At 59.9% G+C, this 16,620-nt stretch carries 14 protein-coding genes; 10 read left to right on the top strand and 4 right to left on the bottom strand.

Annotation, left to right across the window (positions count from 1 at the left end):
- Positions 1-89: 89 nt before the first annotated feature.
- Positions 90-1,049: a GlxA family transcriptional regulator gene (locus JIO00_RS27270; protein ID WP_200667215.1), complete on the bottom strand. Its 960-nt coding sequence runs from the start codon at positions 1,047-1,049 to the stop codon at positions 90-92.
- A gap of 209 nt (positions 1,050-1,258) precedes the next feature.
- Between JIO00_RS27270 and JIO00_RS27275 the strand changes: the two genes are divergently transcribed.
- From JIO00_RS27275 to JIO00_RS27300, 6 genes are all read left to right on the top strand, one after another.
- The gene (locus JIO00_RS27275) at positions 1,259-2,203 is read left to right on the top strand and encodes a choline ABC transporter substrate-binding protein (protein WP_010467000.1); all 945 of its coding nucleotides are present in this window, start codon (positions 1,259-1,261) and stop codon (positions 2,201-2,203) included.
- A 75-nt stretch (positions 2,204-2,278) separates the two neighbouring features.
- Positions 2,279-3,166, top strand: coding sequence for a 3-keto-5-aminohexanoate cleavage protein (locus JIO00_RS27280; RefSeq protein ID WP_008151915.1), 888 nt, complete (start codon positions 2,279-2,281; stop codon positions 3,164-3,166).
- Positions 3,167-3,308: 142 nt separating this feature from the next.
- Positions 3,309-4,274 carry an L-carnitine dehydrogenase gene (locus JIO00_RS27285; protein WP_077747265.1) on the top strand — a complete coding sequence of 322 codons (966 nt, stop codon included), beginning with the start codon at positions 3,309-3,311 and terminating at the stop codon, positions 4,272-4,274.
- Between the two features lie 134 nt (positions 4,275-4,408).
- A complete protein-coding gene (locus JIO00_RS27290; RefSeq protein WP_154912924.1) occupies positions 4,409-4,885 on the top strand; it encodes a thioesterase family protein in 477 nt (158 codons plus the stop codon).
- Positions 4,886-4,899: 14 nt separating this feature from the next.
- Positions 4,900-6,060, top strand: coding sequence for a gamma-butyrobetaine dioxygenase (locus JIO00_RS27295; protein WP_102593729.1), 1,161 nt, complete (start codon positions 4,900-4,902; stop codon positions 6,058-6,060).
- A gap of 371 nt (positions 6,061-6,431) precedes the next feature.
- Entirely contained in the window at positions 6,432-6,695 is a 264-nt protein-coding gene (locus JIO00_RS27300; protein WP_010466994.1) for a hypothetical protein, read from the top strand.
- A gap of 131 nt (positions 6,696-6,826) precedes the next feature.
- Here the strand turns inward: JIO00_RS27300 and JIO00_RS27305 are convergent, their stop codons facing one another.
- Both JIO00_RS27305 and JIO00_RS27310 read right to left on the bottom strand, forming a co-directional pair.
- Entirely contained in the window at positions 6,827-7,930 is a 1,104-nt protein-coding gene (locus JIO00_RS27305) for a GlxA family transcriptional regulator (protein WP_010466992.1), read from the bottom strand.
- Between the two features lie 612 nt (positions 7,931-8,542).
- Complete coding sequence (locus tag JIO00_RS27310; RefSeq protein ID WP_200667217.1) at positions 8,543-9,919, bottom strand: L-serine ammonia-lyase; 1,377 nt, start codon at positions 9,917-9,919, stop codon at positions 8,543-8,545.
- A gap of 436 nt (positions 9,920-10,355) precedes the next feature.
- Between JIO00_RS27310 and JIO00_RS27315 the strand changes: the two genes are divergently transcribed.
- From JIO00_RS27315 to choV, 3 genes are all read left to right on the top strand, one after another.
- A complete protein-coding gene (locus JIO00_RS27315; protein ID WP_010466989.1) occupies positions 10,356-11,306 on the top strand; it encodes a choline ABC transporter substrate-binding protein in 951 nt (316 codons plus the stop codon).
- A gap of 77 nt (positions 11,307-11,383) precedes the next feature.
- Positions 11,384-12,229 (top strand): choline ABC transporter permease subunit, encoded by an 846-nt coding sequence (choW, locus tag JIO00_RS27320; protein WP_010466987.1) that lies wholly within the window; start codon positions 11,384-11,386, stop codon positions 12,227-12,229.
- The gene (gene choV, locus JIO00_RS27325; RefSeq protein ID WP_010466986.1) at positions 12,226-13,404 is read left to right on the top strand and encodes a choline ABC transporter ATP-binding protein; all 1,179 of its coding nucleotides are present in this window, start codon (positions 12,226-12,228) and stop codon (positions 13,402-13,404) included. Before choW ends, choV begins: the two co-directional genes overlap by 4 nt.
- Positions 13,405-13,658: 254 nt before the next feature.
- Here the strand turns inward: choV and JIO00_RS27330 are convergent, their stop codons facing one another.
- The gene (locus tag JIO00_RS27330; protein WP_224795543.1) at positions 13,659-15,608 is read right to left on the bottom strand and encodes a BCCT family transporter; all 1,950 of its coding nucleotides are present in this window, start codon (positions 15,606-15,608) and stop codon (positions 13,659-13,661) included.
- Positions 15,609-15,986: 378 nt separating this feature from the next.
- Here JIO00_RS27330 and betI point away from each other — a divergent pair, with 378 nt between their 5' ends.
- Entirely contained in the window at positions 15,987-16,580 is a 594-nt protein-coding gene (gene betI / locus JIO00_RS27335; protein WP_010466984.1) for a transcriptional regulator BetI, read from the top strand.
- Positions 16,581-16,620 lie beyond the last annotated feature (40 nt).

The raw sequence follows: 16,620 nt of genomic DNA on the forward strand, positions 1-16,620 counted from the left end.
AGGTCAGTCGACATCAATGGCGGCTGACAGATTGCATTCGCGAGCAGCCTCGCTCCCACAGGTTTTTTTGGTGTTGTTGGAATCTGTGCTCAGACCAGCTCTCGCCCATCCCCAAGCCGTCGGCGATCCTCGCGCGGGCACCGCGCAAACTTCGCCCGATAGCTGCGGGTGAAATACGACGGCGATTCAAAACCGCACGCAATGCTCACCTCCAGCACACTCATGTCCGTCTGTCGCAGCAACTGCCGGGCCTTCTCCAGCCGCAAGCGCAGGTAGAAATTGCTCGGCGTGTCGTTCAGGTGCAACCGAAACAGGCGCTCCAACTGGCGCCGCGTCACCTTGATCGATTCGGCTAACTCAAGCGTACTCAGCGGTGGTTCGCTGTGCTGCTCCATCTCCCCAATCACATGCACCAGCTTCTTGTTGCTGATGCCATAGCGCGTGGCGACTTCCATGCGCTGGTGGTCTTTGCACGGGCGGATGCGCCCGAGCACGAATTGTTCGCTGACCTGAATCGCCAGTTCCGGGCCGTGGGCCTGGGCGATCAGGTCGAGCATCAGGTCGATGGAGGCTGTACCGCCGGCTGAGGTGATACGGCGGCGATCGATCTCGAACAGCTCCTGGGTGACGCTGAGCTGTGGATAAGACTCCTTGAACGCGTCGATGGCTTCCCAGTGCAGGGTCAGGCGATGGCCGTCGAGCAGGCCGGCTTCGGCGAGGACGAAACTGCCGGTGTCGATGGCGCCGAGGGTCACGCCCTCGTTGTCCAGACGGCGCAGCCAGTGCTCCAGCGCGGGCGTGGCGAATTTCAGCGGTTCGAAGCCGGCGACCACCAACAGGGTTGCACCTTTCTTCAGCGGCTCCAGCGCCGCATCGGCGTTGACCGACATGCCATTGCTGGCCAATACCGCCCCGCCATCGGCACTCAGCACGTGCCAGCGATACAACTCGCCGCGAAAGCGATTGGCGACCCGCAGCGGCTCGATGGCCGAGATAAAACCGATGGCCGAGAAACCCGGCATCAACATGAAGTAGAAGTCCTGGGACATGGAGCGCACTCGACTGGCAGGTAACGAGAGGGCGGGTAGCGTGTGGACGTTGATACGCCACTTGCAACAGGCTTTCAAGAGCGCAGGTCGCTGCAGTGCAAGAGCTGGTCGCCGCAGTGCGCTTTCACGGGGCCTTAGCTGCGTAACTTGGCATCACCGGCGCACAAAGATGCCGGAACCCACAATAACGTCTGCCGAGGAACCCCGACATGAAACGACTGATCAGCAGCTGTGTTCTTGCACTCAGCGGTACCGCCTTCTTGAGCGCCAGTGTCATGGCGGCCGAACCTGCTTCATGCCAGAACGTGCGCATGGGCGTCGTGAACTGGACCGACGTGATCGCCACCAGTGCCATGACCCAGGTCTTGCTCGACGGCCTCGGCTACAACACCAAACAAACCAGCGCCTCCCAGCAAATCATCTTCGCCGGGATCCGCGACCAGCGCCTGGACCTGTTCCTGGGTTACTGGAACCCGCTGATGACCCAGACCATCACGCCGTTCGTCGACGCCAATCAGGTCAAGGTGCTTGAAGCGCCTAGCCTGAAAGACGCTCGCGCCACCCTCGCCGTTCCGACTTACCTCGCCGACAAGGGTCTGAAAACCTTCGCCGACATCGCCAAGTTCGAAAAAGAACTGGGCGGCAAGATCTACGGCATCGAGCCTGGCTCGGGCGCTAACACCCAGATCAAGGCAATGATCGCCAAGAACCAGTTTGGCCTCGGCAAATTCCAGCTCGTCGAGTCCAGCGAAGCCGGCATGCTCGCGGCCGTGGATCGCGCCGTGCGCCGCAAAGAAGCCGTGGTGTTCTTCGGCTGGGCGCCGCACCCGATGAACGTCAACGTGCAGATGACTTACCTCACCGGCAGCGAAGACGCTCTCGGCCCGAACGAAGGCATGGCCACGGTCTGGACCGTCACTTCGCCGAACTATGCGCAGCAGTGCCCGAACATCGGCAAATTGCTGAGCAACCTGACCTACACCGCCGAAGACGAGAGCCGGATGATGCAGCCGCTGCTGGATCACAAAGACGCTTTCGAATCGGCCAAACAATGGCTGAAAGATCACCCGCAAGACAAGCAACGCTGGCTCGAAGGCGTGACCACCTTCGATGGCAAACCGGCCGCTGACAATTTGAAGCTGACCAGCAAATAAACCCCGATTGAACCACCGGATCGCAGCCCTGCGGGGCTGCGAACGGAATCATCACGCCTGCAAGGAACCCGCCTCATGAACCACGACGTCATCATCACCTGCGCACTCACCGGTGCTGGCGACACGACCAGCAAGAGCCCACACGTGCCGGTCACCCCGAAACAAATCGCCGCTGCCGCCGTGGAAGCCGCCAAGGCCGGTGCCACGGTCGTTCACTGCCACGTTCGCAACCCCGAAACCGGCAAATTCAGCCGTGACGTGGCCTTGTACCGCGAAGTGATGGAGCGCATCCGCGAGGCGGACGTCGACATCATCGTCAACCTCACCGCCGGCATGGGCGGCGACCTGGAAATCGGCGCGGGCGAGAACCCGATGGAGTTCGGTCCGAACACCGACCTGGTGGGCCCGTTGACCCGTCTGGCCCACGTTGAAGCACTGTTGCCGGAAATCTGCACCCTCGACTGCGGCACCCTGAACTTCGGCGACGGTGACACCATTTACGTGTCCACCCCGGCGCAACTGCGCGCAGGCGCCAAACGCATTCAAGAGCTGGGCGTGAAGGCCGAGCTGGAAATTTTCGACACCGGTCACCTGTGGTTCGCCAAGCAGTTGATCAAGGAAGGCCTGCTCGACGATCCGCTGTTCCAGCTGTGCCTGGGCATTCCGTGGGGCGCGCCGGCCGACACCACCACTATGAAAGCCATGGTCGACAACCTGCCCGCGAACGCGGTGTGGGCCGGCTTCGGCATCGGTCGCATGCAAATGCCGATGGCGGCGCAAGCGGTGCTGCTCGGCGGCAACGTGCGGGTTGGTCTGGAAGACAACATCTGGCTGGACAAGGGTGTGCTGGCGACCAACGGCCAGCTGGTCGAACGCGCCTCGGAAATCCTCAGCCGCCTCGGTGCCCGCGTCCTGACTCCGGCGGAAGGACGGGCAAAAATGGGCCTGACCAAGCGCGGCTAATCCTCCACGCACATAACCTGTAGGAGCGAGGCTTGCCCGCGAAGGCGGCATTCCTGCCGGAAGAGATCCGTCGGATGTACCGGCCTCTTCGCGGGCAAGCCTCTCTCCTACAGAGATCACCGAATTCTTTTAGGACGACGCCATGAGCTTTATCACCGAAATCAAAACCTTCGCAGCCCTGGGCAGCGGTGTCATCGGCAGCGGTTGGGTATCCCGCGCCCTCGCCCACGGCCTCGACGTTGTCGCCTGGGACCCGGCGCCTGGTGCCGAAGCCGCGTTGCGCAAGCGCGTCGCCAATGCCTGGGGTGCGCTGGAGAAACAAGGCTTGGCACCGGGTGCTTCACAGGATCGGCTGCGCTTTGTCGCAACCATTGAGGAATGCGTTCGCGACGCCGACTTCATTCAGGAAAGCGCCCCTGAGCGCCTCGATCTGAAACTGGAACTGCACAGTAAAATCAGCGCGGCGGCCAAGCCCAATGCCTTGATCGGTTCCAGTACTTCCGGTCTGTTGCCGAGCGAGTTCTACGAGAGTTCGACGCACCCGGAACGCTGCGTGGTCGGACACCCCTTCAACCCGGTTTACCTGCTGCCGCTGGTGGAAGTGGTCGGCGGCAAAAACACCGCACCGGAAGCCGTTCAAGCGGCGATGAAAGTCTACGAATCCCTGGGCATGCGTCCGCTGCACGTGCGCAAGGAAGTGCCCGGGTTCATCGCCGACCGTTTGCTCGAAGCGCTGTGGCGGGAGGCGCTGCACCTGGTCAACGACGGTGTGGCGACCACCGGAGAAATCGATGATGCGATTCGCTTTGGCGCGGGTCTGCGCTGGTCATTCATGGGCACGTTCTTGACGTACACCCTGGCGGGTGGCGATGCGGGTATGAGGCACTTCATGGCGCAATTCGGACCGGCGTTGCAGTTACCGTGGACGTATCTGCCGGCACCGGAGCTGACCGACAAGTTGATTGATGATGTGGTGGATGGCACCAGCGATCAGTTAGGCACGCACAGCATTTCCGCGCTGGAGCGCTATCGTGATGATTGCTTGCTGGCGGTGCTGGAAGCGGTGAAGACCACCAAAGAGAAGCATGGGATGGCGTTCGCTGACTAAACAACCCACCCCCTGTAGGAGCGAGACTTGCCCGCGAAGGCAATTTCCCTGCCGCAAGAGATCCGTCGAATGTACCGGCCTCTTCGCGGGCAAGCCTCGCTCCTACAGGCCTCAACCATTTCGGATGTGACGACATGCCCACCCTCACCACCTACCAAACCAAAATCATCCCCGACTGGGTCGACTACAACGGCCACCTGCGCGATGCCTTCTACCTGCTGATTTTCAGCTACGCCACCGACGCCCTGATGGATCGCCTGGGCATGGACAGCAACAACCGCGAAGCCAGCGGCAATTCGCTGTTCACCCTCGAACTGCACCTCAATTACCTGCATGAAGTGAAGCTCGACGCTGACGTCGAAGTGCGTACCCAAATCATCGGCCACGACAGCAAACGCCTGCACCTCTATCACAGCCTGCATCTGGTCGGCGACGACAAGGAACTGGCGGGCAACGAACAAATGCTGCTGCACGTCGACCTCGCCGGACCTCGCTCCGCACCGTTCAGCGAAGACACCTTGAGCAAGCTGCAAGCCATCGTCGCCGAGCAAACCGACCTGCCAACCCCCGCCTACATTGGCCGAGTGATCGCATTACCCCCTAAAAAATAACAAGGAGATCGCCATTGAACACCGCCGCTTTTGCCGACTTCCGTACCTACCCGTTGATCAGCGCGTTGTCCGCCGTGCAAACCCTGGCGGATCGAATTCAAGTGCAGTGGGCTGACGGCCGGGTCAGCCCCTTTCATCATCAATGGCTTCGAGATAACTGCCCGTGCCCGCAGTGCGTCTACACCGTGACCCGCGAGCAAGTGCTGGAAATCGTCGACGTCGCAGAGGACCTGGTGCCGACAGCGGCAAACGTCGACGCCGAAGGTTGCCTCAGCGTCGAATGGCAGGACGGCCACCTAAGCCGCTTCGACCCGGGCTGGCTGCGGGCTCACGCCTATGACGACGAGTCCCGCGCCGAACGCCGTGTCGGCAAACCAAAATCCAGGCTGTGGAAAAGCGACTTGCAGCTGCCGGCGTTCGAATACCAGGCGCTGATGAACGATAACGACGCCTTGCTGCAATGGCTGCTGGCGGTGCGCGATATCGGCCTGACTCAAGTGCGCGGCGTCCCCACCGAACCCGGCTCACTTAAACTGATCGCCCAGCGGATTTCCTTCATCCGCGAGAGCAATTTCGGCGTGCTGTTCAACGTGCAATCCAAGGCCGATGCCGATAGCAACGCCTACACCGCCTTCAACCTGCCGCTGCATAGCGATTTGCCGACCCGCGAGTTGCAACCGGGGCTGCAATTTCTGCATTGCCTGGTGAATGACGCGGACGGTGGCGAGAGTATTTTTGTCGACGGCTTTGCCATAGCCCAAGCGTTGCGCGAGGAAGATCCCGAGTCGTTTAAAAGCCTCTGCGAAATCCCGGTGGAGTTCCGCAACAAAGATCGCCACAGCGACTACCGCCGTCTCGCGCCGATCATCGCGCTGGATGCCTTTGGGCAGGTGTCGGAAATTCGCATGGCGAACTTTCTACGCGGACCGTTTGATGCCTCGATCGAGGACATGCCCAAGCTGTACCGCGCTTATCGGCGGTTTATTGCAATGACCCGCGAAGCGCGATTCCGGGTGATGACGCGGCTCAATCCCGGTGAGCTGTGGTGCTTCGACAACCGCCGCACCCTTCATGCCCGCAATGCGTTTGATCCCGCCAGTGGCGCCCGTCATTTTCAAGGGTGCTATGTTGATCGGGATGAATTGTTGTCGCGGATCCTTGTGTTGCAACGCTAGACCGCGTCATCGTTCTTCGCGGGCAAGCCTCGCTCCTACAGGGCATCGCATATCCCCGTGGGAGTGAGCCTGCTCGCGATGTCGTCAGCCCGGACACCCCATCCCGCCCTGATTCACAGGCAAAAAAAACCCCGATCAAGCCGTGACAGGATCGGAGCTGAGGAGGGTACTGTTGAGGAGCCTTCGCGCGAGGGTGACCAAACCTTCGTGTTGCCAGCTGAATCCAGTGTGCCCACTCTCCCCTTTCGCAAGTTAGCCGAAAACGACCTGTTCATAGGTATCGCGGCCATTGCGACAAAACGTCCTTGCCGCCACCTCTTGCCCCGATGAGAATCGAATCACGACACCGTTCCCTGAAGAAGGATTGCGTCATGATGTACGCCGATTTGATTGACCAGGAAGACCTGTTGGGCCAGCTCAAGGCGTTAGGATTTGCAGTGCCCCCTGGCGCTAACGCCGAGCAGGCCTGCGAGTGCGCGGTACGGGGTTTGAACAACGAACGGGCAACGGATCTGCGAACTATGGTCAAGCAGATGTACACCAGCAGTGCGACCATCCTGCCGGCCGTGCGCCAGGCGATCGACAAGCAATTGCTGCCGGCGCTGGCGGAGTATCAACAAAGCCGTAGCGCCTGAGTAGCGCCTCACCATGATCGTTCCCACGCGCTGCGTGGGAATGCAGCCCGGGACGCTCCGCGTCCCTGCCGAAGCGGACGCAGAGCGTCCATTGAGGCATTCCCACGCAGCGCATGGGAACGATCAGAGCATTAGAGCCTTACGCTGGCAAACGTCGACTCATTACGCGCCTGACTCAGCGCCGACAACGGCCCGGACAGCGGCGACAGCACCAGTGCTTGCGGCAACGGCATCATCGCCACCTGTTGCGTGGTGTTGGAACCTACGCGTTCGTCACGCGGCGGAATGCCGAAGTATTCGCGGTAGCACTTGGAGAAGTGCGGCGTGGACACGAAGCCGCAGACCGACGCCACTTCGATGATCGACATCGGCGTTTGCTTGAGCAGCTGCCGGGCACGGATCAGGCGCAGTTTGAGGTAGTAACGCGACGGCGAGCAGTGCAGGTATTTCTGGAACAGGCGCTCCAGCTGACGACGGGAAACAGCGACATACACCGCCAGTTCGTCGAGGTCGATCGGCTCTTCCAGGTTGGCTTCCATCAGCGCGACGATTTCCTGCAACTTCGGCTGGTTGGTGCCGAGCATGTGCTTGAGCGGCACGCGCTGGTGATCCTGCTCGTTGCGGATGCGTTCGTAGACGAACATTTCCGAGATCGCGGCCGACAGTTCACGACCGTGATCGCGGCTGATCAGGTGCAGCATCATGTCCAGCGGCGCTGTGCCGCCGGAGCTGGTGAAACGGTTACGGTCGAGGGTGAACAGGCGTGTGCTCATGGCTACACGGGGGAACGCTTCCTGCATCGCGGCCAGGCATTCCCAGTGCACGCTGCAATCAAAACCGTCCAGCAGGCCGGCGCACGCCAGGGCCCAGCTGCCGGTGCAGACCGCACCGAGACGGCGGGACTGACGCGCCTGGCTTTGCAGCCACGACACGTGCTCGCGGGTAACGGTGCGCTGGATGCCGATGCCGCCGCAGACAATGATGGTGTCCAGTGGGGGCGCTTTGTGCATGGAGCAGTCGGGGGTGATCTGCAGACCGTCACTGGCCCAGACCTGACCACCGTCGACGGTGAGCGTGGTCCAGCGATACAGCTCGCGGCCGGACAATTGGTTGGCCATGCGCAGGGGTTCTACTGCGGAGGCCAGAGAAATAAGCGTGAAATTGTCCAGCAGCAGAAAGCCGATGGATTGAGGCGCACGGTTCTGGGGTTGAGCCCCGGAGTTGAACGTCGTCATCGCGGTATCTCCTCACACAAAGCGGGTGATGGCCTCAGGCGGAGGCTCTTGTTATTGCCATCGTTCTCGCGTGGGAGACGGGCTTTGTAATGACAGAGCAATTGCCATGCCTAAAGTTGAATGGTCATTCAATAACTCCTGAAAACGACGTCGCGGTGTGTCTAAATAAGCCTTGCCGCGAGTGGGGGTTATAAGTGCCATTATCGGCGGGAGGCGCTCTGCCCCGTTGGGCTTGAGCAAATCGGTAGCACTTGTGGGAACAGGGCTACGGCGACTTATTGGAGAGTGTCACCACAAGCACAGGTGACAGGCGGTAATGGCCAGGTTGGATCCCTGTCCTGGGTGAAGCCGCTTATCTGTAAGCGACGCGCCAAAACGTGGCGCGTTTTAATTCCGGTGTTCACTTAGCGCGCAGTTTTGACTGGTCTTCTCTCGCAGATGACTTTTCTGTGGCGAGGGAGCTTGCTCCCGCTGGGGGCGCGAAGCGGCCCTGAAAACTGCAAACGCGAACTTTCAGATATACCCGGTCGCGGGCTATTCGGCTGCTGCGCAGCCGAGCGGGAGCAAGCTCCCTCGCCACAGATACTCATTTCACCAGAGAGTTAAGCGTTATCAGCACTCAACCGCGCTCACCGCCAACCCTCCCCGCGAAGTCTCTTTGTATTTGTCATGCATATCGGCGCCGGTATCACGCATGGTGCGGATCACCCGATCCAGCGAGATAAAGTGCTGACCATCCCCGCGCAGCGCCATCTGCGCCGCGTTGATGGCTTTCACCGCGGCAATCGCATTGCGCTCGATGCACGGCACTTGAACCAGCCCGCCCACCGGGTCGCAGGTCAGGCCGAGGTTGTGTTCCAGGCCGATTTCCGCCGCGTTGCACAACTGCTCCGGGGTCGCGCCAAGGATCTCTGCCAACCCGGCCGCAGCCATCGCGCAGGCTGAACCGACTTCGCCCTGACAACCGACCTCGGCGCCGGATATCGAAGCGTTCTTCTTGCACAGAATTCCCACTGCCGCAGCACTGAGGAAATAGTCGACCACGTTGGCGTCCGTCACCGCCTCGCTGAACTTCATAAAGTAGTGCAACACCGCCGGAATGATTCCCGCCGCACCGTTAGTCGGTGCCGTCACCATGCGCCCACCGGCAGCGTTCTCTTCGTTGACCGCCAGGGCGAACAGGTTGACCCATTCCATGGCGCTCAAGGTCGAGCCGATGACGTTGGGTTTGCCCAGCTCTTGCAGGCTGCGATGCAACTTGGCCGCACGACGGCGCACATTCAGGCCGCCGGGCAAGATGCCTTCGTGCTTGAGGCCCTGATCGACGCAATCCTGCATGGCGCGCCAGAGCTTCATCAGACCGCTGCGAATCTCTTCCTCGCTGCGCCAGACCTTCTCGTTAGCCATCATCAATTCGGCGACGCGCAGGTTGTGCTTCTGGCACAGGCTGAGCAGTTCGACAGCGCTGGAGAAATCGTAGGGCAACACGGTGCGATCCAGATCGACCACGCCGCTGGAAGCCTGCGCTTCATCCACGACAAAACCACCGCCGATGGAATAGTAGGTGTCGCGATGCAACTCACCGTGTTCGCCTTCAACGATCAGGGTCATGGCGTTGGGGTGGAACGGCAGGTTTTCGTCGATCAGGCGCATGTCGCGGGCCCAGATAAACGGCACCGACAAGCGACCGTCGAGCAACAGGGTGTGGGTCTCGCGCAAGGTTTCGATACGGATGCCGATTTGCGACGGATCAATCGCGTCCGGCCACTCGCCCATCAGGCCCATGATCACAGCGTTGTCGCTGCCGTGACCGATGCCGGTGGCCGATAATGAACCATAAAGCTGAACTTCAACGCGCTGCACTTGTTCCAAAAGACCCTGCTCACGCAAACCTTGCACGAACAGCGCGGCGGCCCGCATAGGTCCCACGGTGTGCGAACTGGAAGGGCCGATGCCGATTTTGAACAGGTCGAAAACACTGATAGCCATTACTGCCGAACTCCTGGATGTGCCAACTCCAGACGCAAAAGCGCCCAGTGACGGAGCTGCTACGCTCAAGCTGCAATCCGCCGAGATTGGCCGCATCATCAGGCTTTTTCCGTGTCGTTCGACGTCTCACACCGACGCACTCATGCTCACTAACGCCGCAGGCGTTTTACGCTTCGTTTTCGCCGTTTTTTTGCGGATCAGGGAGGCAAAGGGGGCTGAAAAAAGCTGTAAACGACGTCACCGACACTGGATGCGACCATCCCTGTACTGGTTACGACGCACCCTGTAGGCGTCAGATTTTCACTGGTACATGATCGTATCGACTCGATTGCAAGGCGCCGTGGTAGAGCTGTCTCCAAAACGCCATCCAACCGCAACCTATAAGTGCGGTGGTCCAGTCGGAACACTGCCAAAAAAAACACCAAGGAGTCCATCCATGAAAGGTTCCCCGTCGTTGTTGTTGGCCGCCATGCTGAGTCTGCCGTTACTGGCTCAAGCTGCAGAACCCGCTCAGTGCAGCACCGTAAACTTCTCCGATGTCGGCTGGACTGACATTACCGTCACCACCGCCACCACCAGCGTCGTTCTCGATGCCCTGGGCTACAAGACCAAAACCACGATGATTTCCGTTCCGGTGACCTACAAGTCCCTGGCCGACGGCAAGAACATGGACGTGTTCCTGGGCAACTGGATGCCGACCATGGAAAACGACATCAAGGCTTACCGTGATGCCGGTACCGTGGAGACCCTGCGCGCCAACCTCGAGAACGCAAAATACACCCTCGCCGTGCCCGAAGAGTTGTATAACAAGGGTCTGAAAGATTTTGCCGACATCGCCAAGTTCAAGAAAGAACTCGACGGCAAGATCTACGGCATCGAACCGGGCAACGACGGCAACCGCCTGATTCAGAGCATGATCGACAAGAACGCCTTCGGCCTGAAAGACGCCGGCTTCAAGGTGGTCGAGTCCAGCGAAGCAGGCATGCTCTCGCAAGTCGATCGCGCCCAGCGCCGCAACACCGCCGTGGTGTTCCTGGGCTGGGAACCGCACCCGATGAACACACGTTTCAAGATGAAGTACCTGACCGGCGGCGACGACTTCTTCGGCCCGAACTTCGGTCAGGCGACCATCTTCACCAACACCCGCAAGGGCTACGCGCAGGAATGCAGCAACGTCGGTCAGTTGCTGAAAAACCTGGTGTTCACCCTCGACATGGAAAGCACGCTGATGGGCAACGTCCTGGACGACAAAATGAAGCCTGACGCGGCCGCCAAGGCCTGGCTGAAAAAGAATCCACAGGTGCTCGATACCTGGCTCGCTGGCGTAACCACCATTGACGGTAAACCTGGCCTGGAAGCCGTGAAAGCCAAGCTCGCGCAGCCTTGATTTAGGAAGCATCGCTTACGCCGGGCGGGTTCGCTCGCCCGGGCTGTTTATTTCCTTGCATGCGGACGTTCACTACCATGCTGATTGATCAGAAAATACCTCTAGGCCAGTACATCGCGGGCTTCGTTGAATGGTTGACGCAACACGGCGCCAACACCTTCGACGCCATCGCCGTGTCACTGGAAACGATGATCCACGGCGTGACTTTCGCGCTGACCTGGTTCAACCCGCTGGCATTGATCGGCCTCATCGCACTACTGGCTCATTTCATTCAACGAAAGTGGGGGCTGACCGTTTTCGTCATTGCCTCCTTTCTGCTGATCCTCAACCTGGGGTACTGGCAGGAAACCATGGAAACCCTCGCCCAGGTGCTCTTCGCGACCCTGGTCTGCGTGGTCATCGGCGTACCGTTGGGTATCGTCGCCGCGCACAAACCGATGTTCTACACACTGATGCGGCCGGTGCTCGATCTGATGCAGACCGTACCGACGTTTGTGTACCTCATTCCTACCCTGACCCTCTTCGGGCTGGGCGTGGTCCCGGGTCTGATCTCCACGGTAGTGTTCGCGATTGCCGCGCCTATCCGCCTGACCTACCTGGGCATCCGTGATGTTCCCGCAGAACTGATGGACGCCGGCAAAGCCTTCGGCTGCTCGCGCCGCCAGTTACTCGCACGCATCGAACTGCCTTACGCCATGCCAAGCATCGCGGCCGGTATCACCCAGTGCATCATGCTGTCATTGTCGATGGTGGTGATTGCGGCTCTGGTGGGCGCCGACGGCTTGGGCAAACCTGTGGTCAACGCACTGAACACTGCTGATATCGCCCTGGGCTTCGAAGCCGGCCTGGCGATCGTACTGCTGGCGATCATGCTCGACCGTATCTGCAAACAACCCGACGCTAAAGCAGGGGGTGACGCATGAGCATTATTCGCTTCGAAGACGTCGACGTAATCTTCTCCAAAGATCCACGCGAGGCGCTCAAGCTCCTCGACCAAGGCATGACCCGCGACCAGATCCTGAAAAAAACCGGGCAGATCGTCGGCGTTGAAAAAGCCAGCCTGGACGTGGAAAAAGGCGAAATCTGCGTGCTGATGGGCCTGTCGGGCTCCGGCAAATCCAGCCTGCTGCGTTGCATCAACGGCCTCAACACCGTGAGCCGTGGCAAATTGTTCGTCGAGCACGAAGGCAAGCAGATCGATATCGCTTCCTGTACCCCGGCAGAACTGAAAATGATGCGCACCAAGCGCATCGCGATGGTGTTCCAGAAATTCGCCCTGATGCCGTGGCTGACGGTGCGCGAGAACATCAGTTTCGGTCTGGAAATGCAGGGTCGCCCGGAGAAAGAACGCCGCAAACTTGTGGACGACAAGCTTGAGCTGGTGGGCCTGACCCAGTGGCGCAACAAGAAGCCTGACGAACTCTCCGGCGGTATGCAGCAACGCGTGGGCCTGGCCCGTGCGCTGGCGATGGATGCGGACATTCTGCTGATGGACGAACCGTTCTCGGCGCTCGACCCGCTGATCCGCCAAGGTCTGCAGGACGAATTGCTGGAACTGCAAAGCAAGCTGAGCAAAACCATTGTGTTCGTGAGCCACGACCTCGATGAAGCCCTGAAGCTCGGCAGCCGTATCGCAATCATGAAAGACGGCCGAATCATCCAGTACAGCGTGCCGGAAGAGATCGTGCTCAACCCGGCGGACGACTACGTGCGGACCTTCGTCGCGCACACCAACCCGCTGAACGTGCTGTGCGGTCGCAGCCTGATGCGCACCCTGGACAACTGCAAACGCATCAACGGTTCGGTGTGCCTCGATCCGGGCGGCGATTCGTGGCTGGACCTGGCCGAAGGCAACACCATCAAAGGCGCCCGCCAGAACGGCGCGAGCCTGGATCTGCAGAACTGGATTCCAGGGCAAGCGGTTGAAGGCCTGGGTCGTCGGCCAACGCTGGTGGACTCGAACATCGGCATGCGCGATGCGCTGCAGATTCGTTATCAGACCGGCAACAAACTGGTGCTGCACGACAACAACAAAGTGGTCGGGATTCTGGGCGACAGCGAGCTGTATCACGCACTGCTCGGCAAGAACCTGGGTTAAGGCAACAGACACAAAAACGCCGCGAGAGGATCGCGGCGTTTTTGTTAGTGCAGATATTTGGCTTGGAATGCTGATAACTGTGGCGAGGGAGCTTGCTCCCGCTGGGTTGCGCAGCAACCCCAAAACAAGACACCACGGTCATTCAGAAAGACCGCGTTATCGTTAAATGCGACTGCTACGCAGTCGAGCGGGAGCAAGCTCCCTCGCCACAATGGATCTGCGGTGCAGCAACTTGCACCGCATGACCTCAAGTTTCAGCTATAGACACGGCCAAGGAGCTGCCGATGGCTTTCGAACTGATCGAGCACGTCACGGGTGATCTGATCCTGAGTGAAGCCCATCAAGTCGTAATCCTGGCTGCCGTTGTGCAGGTAAACCTCGGCGCGGTAATAGCGCGCACGCGGTTCGTCAGCGCTTTCGGCCGACACCGTTTCACTCGCCGCCGCCAGATAGCCATCCAGGCTCACTTCGTAGACAAAAGGGTTGCCCTCTTCCATCTCGATGCGCACACCCATGCAACGCTTGGACTTGCCCAGCAACGTTTGCACGTCCAGACCCTGGGCACGCAATTGCACGGCCGCATCTTCCAGCGCCGGGCTGACTTGCTTGTCCATGAAACGCTGAACGATCGACTGATTCGGTTGCAGGTCCAGCTGCGTCAAACGCTCGCTGAAACCACGGCGACCGCGTGCTGCGAGCTCCGCTTGCTCCTGTTCGATCTGCACGTCCTGGCGCATCGCCTTGTGCAGGCCAAACATGAAGAACACCAGCACCACCGAGAACGGCAGACCGGCCAACACCACCATGGTTTGCATCGCTTCGAAGTTACCGGCGAACAGCAGGCCGATGGTCACCAGGGTGATCACCGCCGACCAGAAGATCCGCAACCAGTGCGGCGCATCTTCATCGACGTTACCGCCCTTGCAGGAAAGGTTGGCCATCATCACCGCGCCGGAATCCGCGGGTGTCAGGAACAGCACGAAACCGACGAAGATCGACACGCCGATCACAATCTTCGATGCCGGGTAATGCTCAAGCAATTGGTAGATCGCCATCGACGGCTGTTCGAGCGCCGTCTTTCCGAGCTCCACCGCCCCATGGTTCATCACCAGGTCCAGAGCCGAGTTACCGAAGATCGACAGCCACGCCAGGGTGAACCCCAGCGGGATCAGCAGCACGCCGGCCACCAGTTCACGCACCGTGCGACCACGGGAAATACGCGCGATGAACATGCCGACGAATGGGGCCCAGGAAATCCACCAGGCCCAGTAGAACAGGGTCCACAAGCCCAGCCAGCGGTCGGATTTCTCACTGTCGCCTTCGTAGACGTAGAGGTCGAAAGTCTTCAGGACCACACCGTTCAGGTAGTCGCCGACGTTCTGCACGAAGCCGTTCAACAGGTGCAAGGTCGGGCCGAACAGCAGCACGAAAATCAGCAGACCGCTGAACAGTACGATGTTCAGGTTCGACAGACGGCGAATGCCGTTTTCCACACCCGACACAGCCGCGATGGTCGCCACGGTGCTCATCACGATGATCACGATCAGCAGGTTGGTGTTGCTGTGTTCCATGCCGAACAGGTTTTCAAGGCCCGACGACACTTGCAGCGAACCAATCCCCAGGTTCGTCACCAGCCCCAGCAGGGTCACGAACATGCCGAAGCCGTCCACCGCGTGACCGGCCGCGCCTTTGACCCAACGCTCGCCCACCAGCGGGTACAACGCCGAACGCAACGCCAGCGGCTGGTTATGACGGTAGGCAAAGTACGCCACGGCCAGGCCGACCAAGGCGTAGATCGCCCAGCCATGCAGGCCCCAATGCAGGAATGTCAGCTGCACAGCCTGACGGGCGGCCATGTTGCTGGCAGCCACGCCTTCCGGCGGGTTGAAGTAATGGTCCAGCGGCTCGGAAGCACCGAAGTACAGCAGCGAAATGCCGATACCCGACGAGAACAGCATCCCCGCCCACGCGCCGTAGCTGAAGTCCGGGGTGTCGTCCTTGCTGCCCAGCTTGAGCTTGCCGTAGGACGAAAACGCCAGGCCGACGACAAATACCAGGTAGGCGGCGATCACCACCATGTAGTACCAGCCGAAGCTGCGGGACAACCAGGCCTGGGCGATGCCGAGCAATCTGCCGGCCTCTTGCGGGGCGATGATCAGAATGGCGGTCAACAACAGAATCAGCGCGGTAGAGGTGTAGAACACCCAACCGTTGACCGTCACCTTCTCGGGCGGGGTCTTTATTAGAGAGGCAGAACTCATGGCACAGATGCTCCAGGCAGTGCGAGAGAAGAACACAAGGCAACGCGGTACCCGACCAATCGGTTAGTTGGCAGCCGACCGACGGGTGATATAAAGACACCCCGAAAAAAGCCCGAAGCCCGGAACGCCAGTGCGTAGGGGTTTCGAGCCGTTTTGGATGTCGGTTTATCGTCATTTACACGTAGGAAAAATCTGTAAGCAGCGACGAATTGTCGCAGATCTTATTCTTTGTTGATTGAACGTTCAATCAAAACAAAATAGACTGGCCCTCAATCCGATAGACGTTTTACGTCCGCCGGAAGGCCTAAGGAGATGTGCAAGATGCCCAAGGTCGGTATGCAACCCATCCGCCGCCAGCAATTGATCGAAGCCACATTGCAGGCGGTCGATCAGGTCGGAATGGGGGACGCCAGCATTGCGCTGATCGCCCGTTTGGCCGGTGTCTCGAATGGCATCATCAGTCACTATTTTCAGGACAAGAACGGCCTGATTGCTGCCACGGCGCAGTACCTGATGAGTGTCCTGAGCGAGAACGTCACCGCGCGCCGTCAGGCGCTGGAGGACAGCAGCCCGCGGGCGCACCTCCAGGTGATCATCGAAGGCAACTTCGACGCCAGCCAGGTCAATGGCCCGGCAATGAAAACCTGGCTGGCCTTCTGGGCCACCAGCATGCACCACCCGTCTTTGCACAGGTTGCAGCGGATCAACGATCACCGCCTGTATTCCAACCTGTGCTGCCAGTTCCGCCGTGTATTGCCGCTCGATGACGCGCGCAGTGCAGCCCGGGGCCTGGCAGCCCTCATTGACGGTTTGTGGTTGCGCGGCGCGCTGTCGGGAGATGCTTTCGACACCGAGCAGGCGCACCGGATCGCTTACGAATACATGGACTTTCAACTGGCCAAGCAGGTGAGTTAGAGCACACATAAATCGCTCAACCCCTGAACTGCTGCTGATC

Origin of the sequence: Pseudomonas sp. SW-3, from assembly GCF_016615645.1 — a bacterium.
Lineage (GTDB): Bacteria > Pseudomonadota > Gammaproteobacteria > Pseudomonadales > Pseudomonadaceae > Aquipseudomonas > Aquipseudomonas mandelii.